Here is a 16,439-nt window from a genome sequence, read left to right on the forward strand (position 1 = left end):
GGGGTGCTGGAATAGCAGACGGGGGTCTTCATGAACAACGGGGCTCGGTCGTCCCCGGCGGACGGCGCGGCGGACGGCGCGGCGGGCGCGGTGACGCTCGCGTCCGCGCGCGGCGGGGAGCGGGACCGGCCGGCGGCGTCCGGACGCGGCGAGCAGGTGCTGTGGCGGCGCCGGCTCCGCCACGACATCCGCCACGAGCTGGGCACCATCATCATGCTGGCCTCGGCCGTCGTCGTCGCCGAGGACGTCGGCGACACCAGCCGGGCCCGCATCGACCAGCTGCTGGGCGAGACCCGGTGGCTCGACCACCTGCTGCGCCGGCTCGACGAAGAGGACGCCGGGGACGACGGCGGCGCCCGGCCGCTGCCCGGCCCCGAGCGGCTCCGGGTCGACGAGCTGACCGCCGAGGTCGTCACCGGCATGCGGCTCGCGACCCCGCACGAGGTGTGCTTCACCGGGTGCGAGGCGTGGGCCCACATGGACCCGGTCGCGCTGTGGCGCGCCGTCCGCAACGTCCTCGACAACGCGTGCCGCGTCGCCGAGGGGCGGGTCGACGTGCGGGTCGAGGCCGACCAGGGCTGGATCGCCATCCAGGTCGACGACGACGGCCCCGGCTTCGGCGCCGGCGCGCGGCCGGGCGGCCCGGCGCGCGGGCAGGCGCGGCCCGGCCTCGCCTCGCTCGGGCTCGGCATCGTCCACGACCTCATCTCCGGCTACGGCGGCAGCCTGGAGATCCGCACCTGCGAGATGGGCGGGGCGCGGGTCCGGATGCTGCTGCCGGCGGCGCCGCCCCCGACCGACCTCGTCCCCCGCGGCATCGGCGCCGACGCCTACACCGACGACTGGCGGCCCCATCCATGAGAATGGTCATCTGCGACGACCACGCGGTCTTCGCCGAGTCGCTGTCGCTGGTCCTGGCGGACGCCGGGCACAGCGTCGTCGGGGTGGTCTACTCCCCCGCCGACGCGCTGCCCGTGCTGCGGGCCGGGCAGCCCGACGCGTGCCTGATCGACCTGCGGTTCCCGTCCGGCACCGCGCTCGACTGGATGCCGCGGCTGCGCGCCGCGTCCCCGCGCACGAGGTTCGTCGTGCTGACCGGCTTCCTGGAGCAGCACGTCCTGGACGCGGGCGTCGCGGCGGGCGTGCGGGGCTTCGCGCACAAGGGGCAGCAGGCGGGCGACATCCTCGGCGTGCTGCGCCGCGTCGCGGCCGGCGAGGTCGTCGCCGACCAGGCGGCGCTGCGCGGCGGCGCCCGCCCGCGCAGCCGCGCGCAGAAGGTCGCGCAGTTCCTCACGCCGCGCGAGCGGGAGGTCCTGACGCGGCTGGCGCGCGGCGAGTCCACGCAGGCGCTCGCCAAGGCGATGGGGGTGACGCGCAGCACGGCGCGCAGCCACGTGCAGAGCGTCCTGTCCAAGCTGGGCGTGCACTCGCAGCGGGAGGCGGTGATCGAGGCGGCCCGGCACGGCCTGGTCAGCGTCGAAACCGGGGAGTGGCTCGCCGGCTGACGCGCCATCCGGGCGCGGGGACGGCCGAATCCGGCCCTTCAGGGTTCGGCCGGGACGCGTTAGCGTCTGCCTCGGAGAGGAGGTTCCCCCATGCCTCACCGGCGAGGCGCGTCACCCGTCTCCGGCGCCGGGGCCCTCGGCCGCGCTGACGCCTACGCCCGCGGGGTCCCGCACGGCCGGCTCGAACGGCTCCGGTCGCGGACGCCGGTCATGTGGCTCGACGGGCGCGGGGCGGGCCGGTCCGGCGCGTGGGCCGTGCTGCGCTACTGCGACGTCCGGCACGCCCTCACCCACCCCACCCTGTTCGCCCCGGAGCCGGACGGCGTCCTGCACGGCCCGGTCAGCGGCGACCTGCCGCCCCCGGCGCCCGGCGGCGCGGCCCTCATCGACATGGACCCGCCCGCGCGGGCCATGCTCGCCCGCATCCCGTCCCGCGAGCCGGTCGACTTCGTCGGCGACGTCGCGCGGGAGCTGCCCGAGACGCTCCGCAACACCCTCGCGGGCGGCCTGTACGCGCTGCTGCGCCACCCCGCCGAGTACGCCCGGCTGCGGGACGGGCAGGCCGACGAGAGGCTCGTCGACAGCGCCGTGGAGGAGATGCTGCGCTGGTGGACGCCGGTCCTCCAGGTGTGGCGGACCGTGCAGCGCGGGACGACGATCGGCGGCGTGCCGCTGCTGGCCGGCGAGCAGGTGATGCTGTGGCTCGCCTCCGCCAACCACGACGACGAGGTCTTCCCCGACCCCGGACGCTTCGCCCCGGAGCGCTTCCTCAACGCCGGGCGCCCGCACCTGTGCTTCGGGTTCGGGTACCGGGCCTGCCTGGGCGCCCGGCTGGCGCGCACGCACCTGCGCGCCCTGCTCGTCGCGCTGCTCGAACGCCCCGGGCTGCCGGAGCCGGCGGGCGAGCCGGTACCGCTGCGCTCCAGCACCCGCCACGGCTTCGCCCACCTCCCCGTCCGCTGGACCCCCTGATTCGTTGACCTGCGGCGTGTTGTTGTTATGGACGCCCTCAAAACAACAACACGCCGCAAGTCAACGGACTGGCGGATACCTCCCGGGGAGTACGGGCGGTGACTTCCTGCGGCCGACGTGGCGCCCGGGTCCGATGACTTAACGTGCAGGCATGAGCACCTCACCGCCGCCCGTCCAGGGCCGACCGCAGTGGCCGCGGCCCGGCACGTGGCCGGTGTGGGTCGTCCCGCTCCTGGTCGCGTTCTTCCAGGTCGCCGGGTCGCTGGGCGCGCAGCACGGCGGGCCCGGCCCGGACGGGGGGTCCGGCGGCCCGCCATGGGAGCGCGGGGACGGCGGCCCCGCCGAGATCGGGCACACCGACCTCGACGCGCTCGGCTTCGCGCTGCTGCTCGCCGGGCCCGCCCTGCTGCTGCTGCGGCGCCGGCATCCGGTGTTCACGGTGTGCGCCACCGCGGCCGTGACGGCGCTGTACTTCCTGCGCGCCTACACCTACGGCCCCGCGCCGCTCGCGCTGGCGGTCGCGATGATGGCGGCGATCGTGTCCGGGCACCGGCTGGTGACCTGGGCGGGGACGGCCGCCGGGCTCGCGGCGTTCTTCGCCCTCACCGCGCTGATCGGCGTCCCGGCGGCCGAGCGCGGGCAGGACGGGCCGTTCCCGGTGGAGGAGCCGACGCTCGGCGGGTCGAGCTTCGTCGTCGGGTGGGCGCTGGTGGTGCTGGTCACCTCGGAGCTGATCAGGATGCGGGCGCAGCGGGCCGCCGAGACCGCGCGGACCCGGGCCGAGGAGGAGCGCCGGCAGGCCAGCGAGGAGCGGCTGCGGATGGCCCGCGAGCTGCACGACGTCCTCGCGCACAACATCTCGATGATCAACGTGCAGGCGGGCGTGGCGCTGCACCTCATCGACCAGAACCCCGAGCAGGCGCGGACGGCGCTCGCCGCGATCAAGGAGGCGAGCAAGGAGGCGCTCACCGAGATGCGCGGGGTGATCGGCGCGCTGCGCTCCCAGGGCGAGACCGCGCCGCGCGCGCCGACCGCCGGGCTCGACCGGCTGGACGACCTGCTCGACCGGGCCCGCTCCGCCGGGCTGGCGGTCGACGCCGAGACCACCGGGCGGCGGCGGCCGCTGCACGCGGGCACCGACCTCGCCGCGTTCCGGATCGTCCAGGAGTCGCTGACGAACGTGACCCGCCATGCTGGTCCCGGCCCGGTGACGGCGCGGGTCCGCATCGCCTACGGTGAGCACGAGGTCGTGGTGCTGGTCGAGGACGACGGGCGGGGCGCGCCCCTGCTGGACGACCGGCCGGGCGGCAGCGGCATCCGCGGCATGCGCGAGCGGGCCGCCGCGCTCGGCGGGACGTTCGAGGCCGGGCCGCGCCCGGGCGGCGGGTTCCGGGTCCGGGCCGCGCTCCCCCTCGACGAGGAGACCGACCCCGCTGGAGGCGATGCGCGATGATCAAGGTGGTGCTGGCGGACGACCAGGTGCTCGTCCGGGCCGGGTTCCGGGCGCTGCTGGACGCGCAGCCCGACATCGAGGTCGCCGGTGAGGCGAGCGACGGCGAGGAGGCGGTGGCGCAGGCGCGCCGGCTGCGTCCCGACGTCATCCTGATGGACATCCGCATGCCGGGCCTGGACGGCCTCGCCGCGACCCGGCGGATCGCCTCCGACGAGCGGCTCGACGGCGTGAAGATCGTGATCTTGACCACGTTCGAGCTGGACGAGTACGTGTTCGAGGCGCTGCGCGGCGGCGCGAGCGGGTTCCTGGTGAAGGACACCGAGCCGGTGGAGCTGCTGCACGCCGTCCGGGCGGTCGCGGACGGGGACGCGCTGCTCTCCCCCAGCGTGACCAGGCGGCTCATCGCCGAGTTCGCCGCGCGGGCCAAGGAGCCGGCCCCCTCGCCGCGGCTGAACGCCCTGACCGACCGCGAGCGGGAGGTCATGGCGCTTGTCGGAGAGGGCCTGTCGAACGAGGAGATCGCCGCCCGCCTCGTGGTGAGCCCCGCGACCGCGAAAACGCACGTCAGCCGCACGATGGTGAAGCTCGGCGCCCGCGACCGCGCCCAGCTCGTCGTGTTCGCCTATGAGTCGGGACTGGTCAAACCCGGCTGGCTGCCATAGAAATTTACTCTGCGGCGATTTGCTGTTGCCGTTGGCAGTGACATGACAGGCTGGACGGAACGCACACCGCCATCGACGTTGAGGAGTCCGGTGCCGAACGACACGAGGATCCTGGCCGTCGACGACCGCGAGGAGAACCTGACCGCCCTCGCGGCCGTGCTCGACGCGATGCCGGTGGAGGTCGTGCCCGTCACGTCCGGGCAGGCGGCGCTGAAAGAGCTCCTCAACGACGACTTCGCGCTGATCCTGCTGGACGTCGTGATGCCGGAGATGGACGGGTTCGAGACCGCCGAGCACATCAAGGCCCGGCCGCGGACCCGCGACATCCCGATCATCTTCCTCACCGCGGGCGGCGGCGCCGGGGAGCAGGCGTACCGGGGGTACGCGGCGGGGGCCGTCGACTACCTGACGAAGCCGTTCGACCCGTGGCTGCTGCGCGCGAAGGTGTCGGTGTTCGTCGACCTGCACCGCCGCAACACCGAACTCAGGCAGCAGGCGAGGCTGCTGCGCAGCACGCTCGGCGGGGACGACGCCGGGAGCGCCCTCGCGGGCTGCGAGCGGCTGCTGGCCGCCCTCGACGAGCGGCTCGCCAAGGTGGAGGACGACGTCGCCCGGCTGCGGTCCGGCGAGCCGGCCGACGCGCTCGGCGAGCACGTCGGCGAACTGCGCCTCGCCCTGGACGCCTTCTCCGCCGGAACCTGACCCCCGCCCGGCGGCCCGCCGGCGGCCTCCGGTCGCGTTTTCCGCGCGCCCTTCGCGCGCCCTTCGCGCGCTCTCGGGAGCGTCCCGGTTCGGGACCTTCGGCCTCCGCGATCCGGGATCTATGGCCCGTGACGATCACGCTTGGTAGTTGATAGTAGTTGAGCCCTGCCGACGCTATTGACAGTCGATTCAAGAGACTCCGCAGGTCAATCGCTCAGATCCTTTACCTTTCAACCCCTTGATCCGGTTTGTCGCAAGTAAGTACTTGGTAGTAACTTGCACACACCGTCACGACCCCCAGGAGCAGACCCCCATGACCGACTCCCCCGACCCCGCCGTCGGCCGCGTCCGCTGGAAGCGGTTCGCCGCCATCGCCGCGCCCGCCGCGCTCGGCGCCGGCGCGCTGATGTTCATGACCGCGCAGGGCGCGATCGCCTCGTCCTTCGCCGTGTCCGGCGGCAGCTTCAAGGTCAGCGCCGACTCCCTCACCGGGACGGGCTTCGTCCAGTACGGCGGCGTCGACGCGAGCAAGGACGGGTCCAAGCACCCGGTGCAGGTCTCCGGCATCAAGTCCGCGCAGATCCGCAACATGTGCCAGTCGGTGAAGGTCGGCCCGTTCACGCTGCGGCTCACCGCAGGGACGGGGGCCAAGCCCGTCGAGGCCACCGACCTCGTCCTGGACGTGGAGCAGCTCAACGCCGACGCCACGTTCTCCAACATCGAGATCGGCCGGGACGCCAGCACCCTGAACAAGGGCCCGAAGGGCGCCCAGGGCACGGCCGGCATGTTCGGCCAGCAGGCGTCCAAGATCGAGCTGACCAACGTCAAGCAGGTCGCGTGGGCGACCACCGCCGGCACCTTCAAGCTGAGCGACCTCAGCATGAAGCTCGGCGACGAGTGCTTCTGAGGCCATGAACCCAGCCGAACCGCACGGGTTTCGCCGCTGGCGGCGGACGCGCCCCTTCTGGGGCGGCGCGTTCGCCGTCCTCGGCGGCCTGGAGCTGATCGCGATCCCGCTCGCGCCGATGCCGCTCGTCGTCCACCAGGGCATGGCCGGGGTGGCGAGCTGGCTGATCGGCGCGCTGCTCGTCACGACCGGCGTGCTGATGTGGACGCAGCCCGCCCAGCGCAGCTTCTACGGCGTCCTCGCCGTGCTGCTGTCGCTGGCGTCGTTCCTCACGTCCAACTTCGGCGGGTTCTTCTTGGGACTGCTGCTGGGCCTGGTCGGCGGCGCGCTCGGCTTCGCCTGGTCCCCCGCCCCGGCCACCGCCCCGCGCGGCCGGGAGCGCGGCGGGACGGGCGCCCACGCGGCGCAGCGCGGCGGGCGCCTGACCGCGATCGCGCTTCCCGCCCTGCTGGGCTTCCACCTGCTCAGCCCGACGCCCACACCCACAACCACGGCCGCGCCGTCACCGGCGGTCTCGCCCAGCCCGGCCGCCACCCCGGCGCCCACGCCCAGCGCCACGGCGGAGCAAAAGTGCCCGGCCGTCCCCGCCAACGCGTCCGCGCTCTCGCAGGACGAGGCTCGGAAACTCCTCCAGGACTTGACGTCGAGCAAGGACCCCGCCTGCGCCGCGAAGAGCAAGGCGGCCGCTTCGGGCACCCGCATCTACAGCGACTCGGGGACGCTGCGGGCCGACTCCCTGACGATGTCGGGGCTCAGCTATGACGGCGTCGCGTCCCTGTCCTCGGCGAGCGGGACGGTGAAGGCGCTGAAGTTCACCATGTCCAAGGCCGTCCTGAAGAACGTGAACCAGAGCGTCACGCGCGGCGGGACCACCGTCCGGACGCGGACCCCCAACCTCACGCTGACCGGCGACGTCGTCATGTACACGACGAAGATGTCGTCCAAGCTGCTCGGGATCCCGCTGACGTTCACGCCGGAGAGCCCGCCGCCGCTGACGCTGCCCTACATGGTGATGACGGACGTGGTGTCCGAGCAGCCCTCCGTCACCGCGAACGGCGCGCAGATCACCGGGCTCGCCATCGCCTGAGCGTCCGTCTGGAGCTTGCCGCGCAGGATGAACGCGCCCAGCAGCACCGCCGCCACGACCAGGACGACCGCGATCGTGACGACCAGCACCGTCCTGCGGCGCTCCCCGCCCGCCCGGACCGGCGGCTGCGTCTGCGACTGCTGCTGCCAGCTCGGGTAGTGCCGCGGCTGCTCCCACGGCGGGGACGTCCGCGGCGGATCGGCCTGCCGGGCGGGCGGCGGCGCCCACTCGGTCTCCAGCAGCGTGCGGGGCTCGCGGTCCTGGCCGGGCCGCGCGGTCGGCGGGCGGTACGAGCCGTTGCGGTCGGCGAAGCCGCCGTCCCGCTCGCCGGCACCGCCGGGGTCGCGCCGGGTCACCGGGCTGAGGTCGTCGGCGTCGAGGCGCGTCACGGCCTCGCGGTCCTGCCGGGTGACCACGCCGAGCTCGGACGGGTCCAGGACGGTCTCCGCGGCCTCGTCGGTGCGGACCGGCGGCGCACGGCGGACGGACGGCTCGTCCAGCACGGTCCGGCTCGGCGGCGTGAACCGCTGCGGCACGGGCGGCGCCGCGGGCCGGGGCGGCGGCATGGCCGCGACACGGGTGAGCAGGGGTTCCGCCTGCACGGCGGTCATCCGGTGCACCGGCTGGCGCGCCAGCAGACCGTCCAGCACCGGTGCGAGCGGCCCCGCGTTCCGGGCCGGCGGGACCGGCTCGGTCAGCGCGGCCTGCAGCGACGACATCGCGTCCGACCGCTCGTAGGGGGACCGGCCCTCGACCGCCGCGTACAGCGTCGCGCCGAGCGCCCACAGGTCGGACGCGGGCACGGCCCGCTCGCCCTGCGCCCGCTCGGGCGGGATGTAGGCGGGCGACCCCATGACCAGGCCCGTCTGCGTGAGCGTCGCGTCGCCCTCGACCTGCGCGATGCCGAAGTCGGTGAGCACCACCCGGCCGGAGTCGGTGATCAGCACGTTGCTGGGCTTGACGTCGCGGTGCAGGATGCCCTTCTCGTGGGCGTGCCGGAGCGCGGTGAGCATCTGCAGGCCGATGTCGGCCACCCTGCGGTGGTCCATCGGGCCGCGCTCGATGATGTCCTGCAGGGACGGGGCGAGGACCAGCTCCATCACGATCCAGGGCCGGCCGGCCTCCTGCACGACGTCGTGGACGGTGACGACGCCGGAGTGGTTCAGCCGCGCCGAGGCCCGCGCCTCCCGGAACGTCCGCTCGTACAGGACGCCGATCTCGTCGTCGTTCAGGCCCGGCGGGAACACGACCTCCTTCACCGCGACCTCGCGGTCGAGCATGACGTCGCGGGCGCGCCACACGGTGCCCATACCGCCCCGGCCGACCACCGAGTCCAGCCGGTAGCGGTTACCGAGCAGGCGTGCCTGTGTCATGTCGGAAGAGTCCCCCCATTGGTCATCCCACCCCGGAGGGACGGAACGTGTCGAGCACATTCTTCACGAGCGGCTCTCTCTCATTCCACTGGGACGCGGGAACGGCCACCACGATCGCGTACGGCCGGCCGTCGACGATCACGCCCCGGTCCCGGGCCCGGGTGGTGCCCGTGCTCCGGATCCAGGTGAACTCGATGTCGGCGGCCGGATGTCCGGCGGCCTCCGTGCGGGTGATCTCCCCGACCCGCCGGTAGCCCTTCAGCTTGCCGTCCGCGATGGCCTCCCGCTCCCAGCCCAGCCAGTGGTCGTAGGGATCACCGGCCCAGACCGTCTGGTCGACCTGAATGTAAGCGGTGGAGGCGGGGTCGGTCCAGATGACGCTGTTGCCCTGTTCGGAGCGCCGCCACCCGGGCGGGACGCCGATCGTGAATCCGGGGCCGGTCCCCGGGGTGAGGCCCGCGGGCAGGGGCGCCCGGGCCGGCGGGGGCGGGGACGCCGCGGACGAGGACGGCGCCGAGCTGCCCGGCCGCGTGTTCTGAGCGGCGGGCGTGGACTGCTGGGCCGCGGTGGTGGGCGACTGCGCGGCGTTCGTCTCCTTGGACGAGGGCCGGTTCACCCAGAACACGGCCCCGGCGACCGCCAGGATCACCGCCGCCGCGGCGACGCCGCCGAGGATCGGCAGGATCGGCGACCGCTTCCGGGGCGGCGGCGGAGACTGCGCGTATCCGGGCGCCGGGTGTCCGGGCGCCGTGTATCCGGGCGTCCACTGCTGGCCAGTGCCCGGAGGGAAGGCCGCGGTCATGCCCCCGGCCGGGGGCGGCGGCGGGACGGGAACGGACTGCTGCGGCGGTACGGCCCCGGTCGCGGCGGCGGGACCGTCGACCGCCGTCGCCTGGCCCGCCGCGAGCTGCGCGGCGGCCAGGTTCGCGGCGTGCCCGGACGCGACCGCCTTCAGCGCCTCCTCCGCCTGGTCGCCGCTGAGCCGCCGGACCGGGTCGCGCTCCAGCAGCCCGGTGAGAACGGGCGCGAGCGGCCCCGCGTTCTTCGGCGGCGGGACGTCCTGCGTCATCACGGCCGCGAGGACGGCCATCGCGTCGCTGCGGTGGTGCGGCGCCTTGCCCTCGGTCGCCGCGTAGAGGGTCGCGCCGAGCGCCCACAGGTCGGACGCCGGGATCGCGGGGTCGCCGTTCACCCGCTCCGGCGACATGTACGCGGGCGACCCCATGATCAGCCCGGTGCCGGTGAGCGTCGCGTCCCCGGCCATCTGCGCGATGCCGAAGTCGGTGAGGACGGCCCGGTCGCCGTCCGCCACCAGCACGTTCGCGGGCTTGACGTCGCGGTGCAGGATGCCGATCGCGTGCGCCGCCCGCAGCGCGCCCGCGATCTGCCGCCCGATCACCGCGACGCGGCCGGGCGGGAGCGGCCCGTCCTCGTCCACGATGTCCTGGAGGGAACGGGCCCGCACCAGCTCCATGACGATCCACGGCCGGTCGTCCTCGTCCACGACGTCGTGTACGGTCACGACGCCCGGATGGTTCAGCCGCGCCGACGCGCGGGCCTCGCGGAGCGTCCGGCGGTGCCGGTTCTCGCGCTCGTCGTCGCTCAGCCCGGCGGGCAGCACGACCTCCTTGACCGCGACCTCGCGGTCGAGGGTCTCGTCGAGGGCGCGCCACACCGTGCCCATGCCGCCGCGTCCGACGACGGATTCGAGCCGGTACCTGCCGGCGAGGAGGCGGCCGTCCATCACTCGTCCGCGGGCTTGAAGAACCGGTAGACCGGCTGCAGGTCGGCGAACAGCTTGCTCCAGGCGTCGTCGGGGGCGCGCAGGAGGATGGCGTAGCCGTGGTCGCCTGACACGAACCCGCGGTTGAGGATGTGCACCCTTCCCCCGTCGCCCTTGTAGGTGAACTCCCAGTCGGCCGAGTCGTCGCCGTCGCCGGTGTCGGGGACGGGCGGGTGGTCGCCGGTCGGCGCGATCCTGATCTTCTTGTAGCCGGGGAAGCCGCTGCCGCCGCGCTCCTGCCGCCGCCAGTCGTCGATCGCGCTGTCGCCCGGGTCGTCGGTCTGGTCGATCTGGAGGTAGGCCCGGCGGTCGGGCGAGTAGAAGAAGTCGCCGCCCTGCTTGCGCTCGGGCCCGGTCCAGCCCGCGGGGACGGGCACCGAGTAGCCGCTCGGGTCGTCGTGCATGGTGAACCCGGCGGGCAGCGACCCGCCGGCCAGCGTGCTCGGCGAGGCACTGGCCGCCGTGCTCTGCTCGGCGCTCGGCGTCGCGGACGCGGCGGGGGCGGTGGCGCCCTCCGTGCGGGCCTTCTTGTCCTTCTCGCCGCCCCCGCCGTTGGCGAGGGCGATGCCCGCGACGACCACGATGATGATCAGGACGATCGCGGCGACGATCAGCACGTTCCGGTTGGCGGCCAGCGCGGGCCGCGCGGCCGGGTGCGTGGTCGGCGGGAAGTGCGTGGCCGGCCCCGGCTCGGGCGCCCGCTCGCGGCCGTGCCGGACGGCCCCGGCCGGCTCGGTGCGCGGACCCGGGCGCCACGAACTGACGCGGTCGGGGTCGGGCGCGGTCTCGGCGGGGTTCGCCGCGGCCGCTTTGCGCGCCTTGCCGGTGGGGAGGTCCAGGCTGGTCAGCTGGTCGGGGCGGGCCTCGGGATCGGCCGCCGGCGCGCCGGTCTCGGGCACGCCGGGGCCGCCGCCGGAGTCGTCCATCTCCTCCGGGAGCGGCTGGTCGGGCGCGTAGGTCTCCGGGTACGGCTCGGCGTACGCCTCCGCGTACGGCTGCGACCGGTAGGAGGAGTCGCGGGCGGTGGTCTGGGGGCCGGGGAGCTCGTCCATCGAGAACTCGACGGCCATCGTGCGCTGGGTGTCGACGGTCTCCTGGCGGACGATGTCGTCCAGCAGCGCGCCGGCCTCGATCGCGTCCATCCGCTGGTCGGGGTTCTTGCGCAGCAGCCCCTCGATGACCGGGACGAGCCGGCCGCCCTTCTCCGGCGGGTCCGGCTCCTCGGAGATCACCGCGACCAGTGCCGCCATCGGCTCGGGCCGCTCGAACGGCGACCTGCCGTGCAGCATCGCGTACAGGGTGACGCCGAGCGACCACAGGTCGGACGCCGGGCCGGCGACGCGGCCCCGCGCGCGCTCGGGCGCGATGTAGGCGGGGGAGCCCATCACCAGCCCGGTCTGGGTGAGGGTGGCGTCACCGGCCGCGGTCGCGATGCCGAAGTCGGTGAGCACGGCCCGCTCGCCCATCCGCCCCGTGCCGGTGATCAGCACGTTGCTCGGCTTCACGTCGCGGTGCAGGACGCCGGCGCCGTGCGCGGCGTGCAGCGCGGCGAGCATCTGCCGGCCGATCTCGGCGGCGCGGCGCGGCTCCAGCGGGCCGTCCTGCTTGATCACCTGGTCCAGGGAGCGGGCCTTGATCAGCTCCATGATGATCCAGGGGCGGTCGTCCTCCTCGACGACGTCGTAGACCGTCACGACGCCGGGGTGGCCGAGCCGCGCGGCGGTGCGGGCCTCACGGAACGTGCGCTTGTGGTGCACGGCGCGTTCCTCATCGGTGAGACCATGCGGGAGGATGACCTCCTTCACCGCAACGTCACGACCGAGGACCTCATCGTGCGCCTGCCAGACCGTCCCCATGCCGCCCCGGCCGACCTGGGTCACCAGGCGGTAGCGGCGGGCGAGCAACCGCTCACCGGTGGGTTCATTTGGCATATCCGCGACCATATCGACTTTTGCTGACAACCTTGGACCGAGCTTGCAAGCCACATCCCCCTACCCGTACGACGTCCGGCCCGGCCCGCAGGTTCGCCGCCGGGCGGCCGCGGGCGGACGAAAGCGTGGTCGACGTGACACCCGGTAAAAAGGAGAGCGCCATACCAGCGAGGGACGTGCCGCGTCCGGACCGGGGAACCATGATCGACAAAGGCCCGCAGGGCCGCCTGCGGGGCGGTCTGCGGGGCGAGTGGGACCGGCTCGTCCAGGCCGCTCCGACGATCTTCTTCTGGTACACCCGACTCTCCGGGATCCTGTCACTGCTCGCGTGGGTCTCCTATGGTCTCATCCTCGAGATAGCCGATATCTGGGCACTGCGCTGGATCGGGTACCTCGGCTGGTTCCCCAGCGTCCCCATCGGGCTGCTGTGGATCCTGCTGTCGATGGGCGTCCGGCGGCGCAAGAAGGCCGCCTGGCGGATCCTCGTCCTGATCTTCTGCCTGCCCACCGCGCTCGGCGTCACGGCCGTCCTGACGACGCTGTTCAACCCGGACATGCCCACCCCCGTGGGGCTGATCGTCACGGCCGGCGTGTACCTCGCCGTCCTCGGCCTGCTGATCTCCGCGCGGGGGCAGTTCACCACGCTGCCCGACCGCGCCAACCGGCGGCTCGCCACCATCGTCTTCACCAGCCTCCTGGTCGTGACCTGCGGAATCGGCACGTTCCTGGTCACCGTCACCGACCGGAACTCAAGCGGCGACTTCTGGACGCACCCGCTCTACGCGATCTCCCAGACCGTCCTCGGGCCGCGCGTCACCGGCAAGCCGATCGACGTGTCGGTCCCGTTCTGGGTGGACGCCATCCTGTGGAGCCTCGGCACCGGGCTGCTGATCGTCACGTTCTGGGCGCTGTTCAAGCCGGGCCGGCGCGACCCCGTCCTGTCCCCCGGCGAGGAGCTCGCGGCGCGCGGCCTGCTCGCCGAGTACGGCGACCAGGACTCCCTCGGCTACTTCGCGCTGCGCCGCGACAAGGACGTCATGGTCGCGCCGAACGGTAAGGCGGCCATCGCCTACCGGGTGGAGGGTTCGGTCTCGCTGGCCAGCGGCGACCCGCTCGGCGATCCCGAATCATGGGACCAGGCGATCGAGGCGTGGCTGGAGGAGTGCCGCGCGCACGCGTGGATCCCGGGCGCGGTCAGCGTCGGCGAGCGCGCCGCCCACATCTACAAGCGGCACGGGTTCGACGCGCTCGAACTCGGCGACGAGGCGATCATCGACCTCACCGACTTCAACCTCGACGGCCGCGAGATGCGGCAGGTCCGGCAGGCGGTCCGGCGGGTCGAGCGGGCCGGGTACACGATCCGGATCCGGCGGCACTCGCAGATCCCCGGCTGGGAGATGGCCAAGCTGATCCGCAGCGCCGACGCCTGGCGCGGCGAGGAGACCGAGCGCGGCTTCTCCATGGCGCTCGGCCGCCTCGGCGACCCCACCGACGGGCGCTGCGTCATGGTCGAGGCGTTCGACGCGCACGGGGAGTTGCGCGGGCTCCTCAGCTTCGTCCCGTGGGGGCGGGCCGGGCTGTCGCTCGACCTGATGCGCCGCGACCGGCTCGCCGAGAACGGCCTGAACGAGTACATGGTCGCCAAGCTGGCGGAGAAGGCCGCGGCGGTCGGCGCGCAGCAGCTGTCGCTGAACTTCGCGATGCTGCGGTCGGCGTTCGAGCGCGGGTCGCAGATAGGGGCCGGGCCGGTCGCGCGGCTGTACTACCGGTTCCTGTCGTTCGCGTCGAAGTTCTGGCAGCTCGAATCGCTGTACCTGTCGAACGCCAAGTACCTGCCGCACTGGCGCCCGCGCTTCATCTGCTACCTGCAGGGGCGGCATCTCGTCCGGCTCGGGCTCGCCTACGCGCGGGCCGAGGGGTTCCTGCCGAGCTTCAACCGCCCGAAGCTGGACCGGGCCGCCGCGATGGTCCCCTCCACCGACCTCGTCGACAAGATCCACGAGATCGAGGAGGCGGCGGACGCGGCGCGCGCCCCGCAGCGGCGGCTGTCGGAGCAGGAGCGGGTCCGGCACGCCAAGCTCGACCAGATCCGCGCCGCCGGGATGGAGCCGTACGCGCTCGGCTGCGAGCGCACCGACTTCGCCGCCGACATCCGCGCGCGCTTCCCCGGCCTCGCCCCCGACACCCGCACCGGCGCCGCGGTGGCGATCGCGGGACGGGTCGTCCTGGCCCGCGAGCACGGCCGGCTGATCTTCGTCACGCTGCGGGACGAGACCGACGACCTGCAGGTCATGCTGACCGCCGACGCGGTCGGCGAGGAGTCGCTGCGGCACTGGAAGACCCTCATCGACCTCGGCGACCAGGTGGGCGTGCGCGGCGAGGTCGTCACGTCCCGGCGCGGGGAGCTGTCGGTGCTCGCCTCGTCGTGGACGCTCGCGGCCAAGTGCCTGCGTCCGCTGCCGAACAAGAGCTCCGGCCTCTCCGACCCCGAGGCCCGCGTCCGGCAGCGGTACGTCGACTTCATCGTGAACGACGAGTCCCGCCGGATGCTGCGGATGCGCGGCGACGCCATCGCCGCCGTCCGCGACGGGCTGCGCGAGCGCGGCTACCTCGAAGTCGAGACCCCGATGCTGCAGCCGGTGCACGGCGGCGCCACCGCGCGGCCGTTCACCACCCGCATCAACGCCTACAACATGCAGCTCTACCTGCGGATCGCGCCCGAGCTGTACCTGAAGCGCCTGCTGGTCGGCGGCATCGGGCGGGTCTTCGAGCTGAACCGCAACTTCCGCAACGAGGGCGTGTCGCATAAGCACAACCCCGAGTTCACGATGCTGGAGGCGTACGAGCCCTACGGCGACTACGACACGATGGCGGCGCTGACCCGCTCCCTCGTCACCGACGCGGCCCGCGCCGCCCTCGGCACCACCGTCGTCGTCCGGGACGGCGTCGAGTACGACCTCGCCGAGCCCTGGGAGGAGATCACCGTCTACGAGTCGGTGTCGAAGGCCCTCGGCGAGGAGGTCACGCCCGACACGCCGATGGCCGCCGTGCGGAAGTTCGCCGAGCGGCACGGGCTGAACGCCGACCCGCAGTGGGGGCAGGGCAAGATCGTCCAGGAGCTGTTCGAGGCGCTGGTCGAGGAGGGGCTGAAGGCGCCGACGTTCGTCCGCGACTACCCGGCCGAGACCTCGCCGCTGACCCGCCCCCACCGCGCGGACCCGCGCCTCGCGGAGAAGTGGGACCTGATCGTCTTCGGCCTCGAACTGGGCACCGCCTACTCCGAGCTGATCGACCCGATCCTGCAGCGGCAGCGGCTCACCGAGCAGTCGCTGCAGGCCGCGGGCGGCGACCCGGAGGCCATGGAGCTGGACGAGGACTTCCTGCGCGCCCTGGAGTACGCGATGCCGCCCGCCGGCGGCATGGGCATGGGCATCGACCGGCTGCTGATCACCCTGACCGGGCGCAGCATCCGGGAGACGATCCCGTTCCCGCTGGTGCGCCCCGGCTCCTAGAGGCGCCGCGGGACGGGCCGGTACCCCTCCCCGGCGAGCCACCTGCGCGCCGCGCCCCGCCGGGCGTCCTCCCCCTCGGGCAGGACGGCCGGCGGGATCGGCCGCCACCGCCGCCCCTCGCACTCGTCGTCCGGCACTTCGGTGGCATGCAGGACGTCGCCGCGCTCCAGGTCGAGGACCTGCTCGCCGTCCTCCAAGGCGGCGGCCACCGCACCCAGATCGACGGGCAGCGGGACGAGCGGCTCGCCGTAGCCCTCCCCCAGCGCGGCGGCGAGGTCGGCGGCCAACTCGGCATCCCCCGGAAGGTCGCGTTCGCGCAGCTCATCAAGGCACGCGCGAGCAAGGCCGACGTCGGCGGGCGGTTGGGAGAGGGCGGCCACGAAAAGGTCACCGGCGTACTGGAGCACCGGCCGGAGCGGACGCCCGCGAAGCACCGAGACATCGCCGCGGCCCGCGTGAACGGCGGCCCGCAACCGCGCCATCGCCTCCTCGTCCCACTCCGTCACACGACATTTGTACAGACATCCAGTGACGTAGGGCGCCGAATTCACC

Annotated in this window: 13 protein-coding genes; 9 read left to right on the plus strand and 4 right to left on the minus strand. The window is 73.7% G+C overall.

What is annotated here, in order from left to right; genetic code table 11:
• Positions 1-30: 30 nt before the first annotated feature.
• The 8 genes from ABFX46_RS03280 (at position 31) to ABFX46_RS03315 (ending at position 7,288) form a co-directional block, all read left to right on the plus strand.
• On the plus strand, positions 31-861 hold the full coding sequence (locus ABFX46_RS03280; protein ID WP_346039824.1) for a sensor histidine kinase: 831 nt from the start codon (positions 31-33) through the stop codon (positions 859-861).
• Positions 858-1,505, plus strand: a complete 648-nt coding sequence (locus ABFX46_RS03285; protein WP_346039825.1) for a LuxR C-terminal-related transcriptional regulator — start codon at positions 858-860, stop codon at positions 1,503-1,505. The genes ABFX46_RS03280 and ABFX46_RS03285 overlap by 4 nt, the downstream gene beginning before the upstream one ends.
• A gap of 90 nt (positions 1,506-1,595) precedes the next feature.
• Positions 1,596-2,477: a cytochrome P450 gene (locus ABFX46_RS03290; protein WP_346039826.1), complete on the plus strand. Its 882-nt coding sequence runs from the start codon at positions 1,596-1,598 to the stop codon at positions 2,475-2,477.
• A 151-nt stretch (positions 2,478-2,628) separates the two neighbouring features.
• A complete protein-coding gene (locus tag ABFX46_RS03295) occupies positions 2,629-3,930 on the plus strand; it encodes a sensor histidine kinase (protein WP_346039827.1) in 1,302 nt (433 codons plus the stop codon).
• The gene (locus ABFX46_RS03300) at positions 3,927-4,592 is read left to right on the plus strand and encodes a response regulator (RefSeq protein WP_346039828.1); all 666 of its coding nucleotides are present in this window, start codon (positions 3,927-3,929) and stop codon (positions 4,590-4,592) included. The genes ABFX46_RS03295 and ABFX46_RS03300 overlap by 4 nt, the downstream gene beginning before the upstream one ends.
• A gap of 90 nt (positions 4,593-4,682) precedes the next feature.
• Complete coding sequence (locus ABFX46_RS03305) at positions 4,683-5,294, plus strand: response regulator (RefSeq protein WP_346039829.1); 612 nt, start codon at positions 4,683-4,685, stop codon at positions 5,292-5,294.
• Positions 5,295-5,607: 313 nt separating this feature from the next.
• On the plus strand, positions 5,608-6,201 hold the full coding sequence (locus ABFX46_RS03310; protein WP_346039830.1) for a DUF6230 family protein: 594 nt from the start codon (positions 5,608-5,610) through the stop codon (positions 6,199-6,201).
• 4 nt (positions 6,202-6,205) lie between these two features.
• Positions 6,206-7,288 carry a DUF6114 domain-containing protein gene (locus ABFX46_RS03315; protein ID WP_346039831.1) on the plus strand — a complete coding sequence of 361 codons (1,083 nt, stop codon included), beginning with the start codon at positions 6,206-6,208 and terminating at the stop codon, positions 7,286-7,288.
• Here ABFX46_RS03315 and ABFX46_RS03320 read toward each other — a convergent pair.
• From ABFX46_RS03320 to ABFX46_RS03330, 3 genes are read right to left on the minus strand one after another with little or no spacing between them, the layout of a single operon-like run.
• The gene (locus tag ABFX46_RS03320) at positions 7,204-8,661 is read right to left on the minus strand and encodes a serine/threonine-protein kinase (protein WP_346039832.1); all 1,458 of its coding nucleotides are present in this window, start codon (positions 8,659-8,661) and stop codon (positions 7,204-7,206) included. The two genes, ABFX46_RS03315 and ABFX46_RS03320, sit on opposite strands and share 85 nt — an antisense overlap.
• Before the next feature lie 22 nt (positions 8,662-8,683).
• Positions 8,684-10,405 (minus strand): serine/threonine-protein kinase, encoded by a 1,722-nt coding sequence (locus ABFX46_RS03325; protein WP_346039833.1) that lies wholly within the window; start codon positions 10,403-10,405, stop codon positions 8,684-8,686.
• Positions 10,405-12,375, minus strand: a complete 1,971-nt coding sequence (locus ABFX46_RS03330; protein ID WP_346039834.1) for a serine/threonine-protein kinase — start codon at positions 12,373-12,375, stop codon at positions 10,405-10,407. The genes ABFX46_RS03325 and ABFX46_RS03330 overlap by 1 nt, the downstream gene beginning before the upstream one ends.
• Before the next feature lie 200 nt (positions 12,376-12,575).
• Here ABFX46_RS03330 and lysX point away from each other — a divergent pair, with 200 nt between their 5' ends.
• Positions 12,576-15,887 (plus strand): bifunctional lysylphosphatidylglycerol synthetase/lysine--tRNA ligase LysX, encoded by a 3,312-nt coding sequence (gene lysX, locus ABFX46_RS03335; RefSeq protein WP_346039835.1) that lies wholly within the window; start codon positions 12,576-12,578, stop codon positions 15,885-15,887.
• Here lysX and ABFX46_RS03340 read toward each other — a convergent pair.
• A complete protein-coding gene (locus tag ABFX46_RS03340; RefSeq protein WP_346039836.1) occupies positions 15,884-16,393 on the minus strand; it encodes a hypothetical protein in 510 nt (169 codons plus the stop codon). The two genes, lysX and ABFX46_RS03340, sit on opposite strands and share 4 nt — an antisense overlap.
• Positions 16,394-16,439 lie beyond the last annotated feature (46 nt).

The organism is Actinomadura chokoriensis (genome assembly GCF_039529475.1).
Lineage (GTDB): Bacteria > Actinomycetota > Actinomycetes > Streptosporangiales > Streptosporangiaceae > Spirillospora > Spirillospora bangladeshensis.

Excerpts from the sequence above, each read along its gene's own strand:
- ABFX46_RS03280 (WP_346039824.1), top strand. The coding sequence starts at position 31 with ATGAACAACGGGGCTCGGTCGTCCCCGGCGGACGGCGCGGCGGACGGC.
- ABFX46_RS03285 (WP_346039825.1), top strand. The coding sequence starts at position 858 with ATGAGAATGGTCATCTGCGACGACCACGCGGTCTTCGCCGAGTCGCTG.
- ABFX46_RS03290 (WP_346039826.1), top strand. The coding sequence starts at position 1,596 with ATGCCTCACCGGCGAGGCGCGTCACCCGTCTCCGGCGCCGGGGCCCTC.
- ABFX46_RS03295 (WP_346039827.1), top strand. The coding sequence starts at position 2,629 with ATGAGCACCTCACCGCCGCCCGTCCAGGGCCGACCGCAGTGGCCGCGG.
- ABFX46_RS03300 (WP_346039828.1), top strand. The coding sequence starts at position 3,927 with ATGATCAAGGTGGTGCTGGCGGACGACCAGGTGCTCGTCCGGGCCGGG.
- ABFX46_RS03310 (WP_346039830.1), top strand. The coding sequence starts at position 5,608 with ATGACCGACTCCCCCGACCCCGCCGTCGGCCGCGTCCGCTGGAAGCGG.
- ABFX46_RS03315 (WP_346039831.1), top strand. The coding sequence starts at position 6,206 with ATGAACCCAGCCGAACCGCACGGGTTTCGCCGCTGGCGGCGGACGCGC.
- ABFX46_RS03320 (WP_346039832.1), bottom strand. The coding sequence starts at position 8,661 with ATGACACAGGCACGCCTGCTCGGTAACCGCTACCGGCTGGACTCGGTG.
- ABFX46_RS03325 (WP_346039833.1), bottom strand. The coding sequence starts at position 10,405 with ATGGACGGCCGCCTCCTCGCCGGCAGGTACCGGCTCGAATCCGTCGTC.
- ABFX46_RS03330 (WP_346039834.1), bottom strand. The coding sequence starts at position 12,375 with ATGCCAAATGAACCCACCGGTGAGCGGTTGCTCGCCCGCCGCTACCGC.
- lysX (WP_346039835.1), top strand. The coding sequence starts at position 12,576 with ATGATCGACAAAGGCCCGCAGGGCCGCCTGCGGGGCGGTCTGCGGGGC.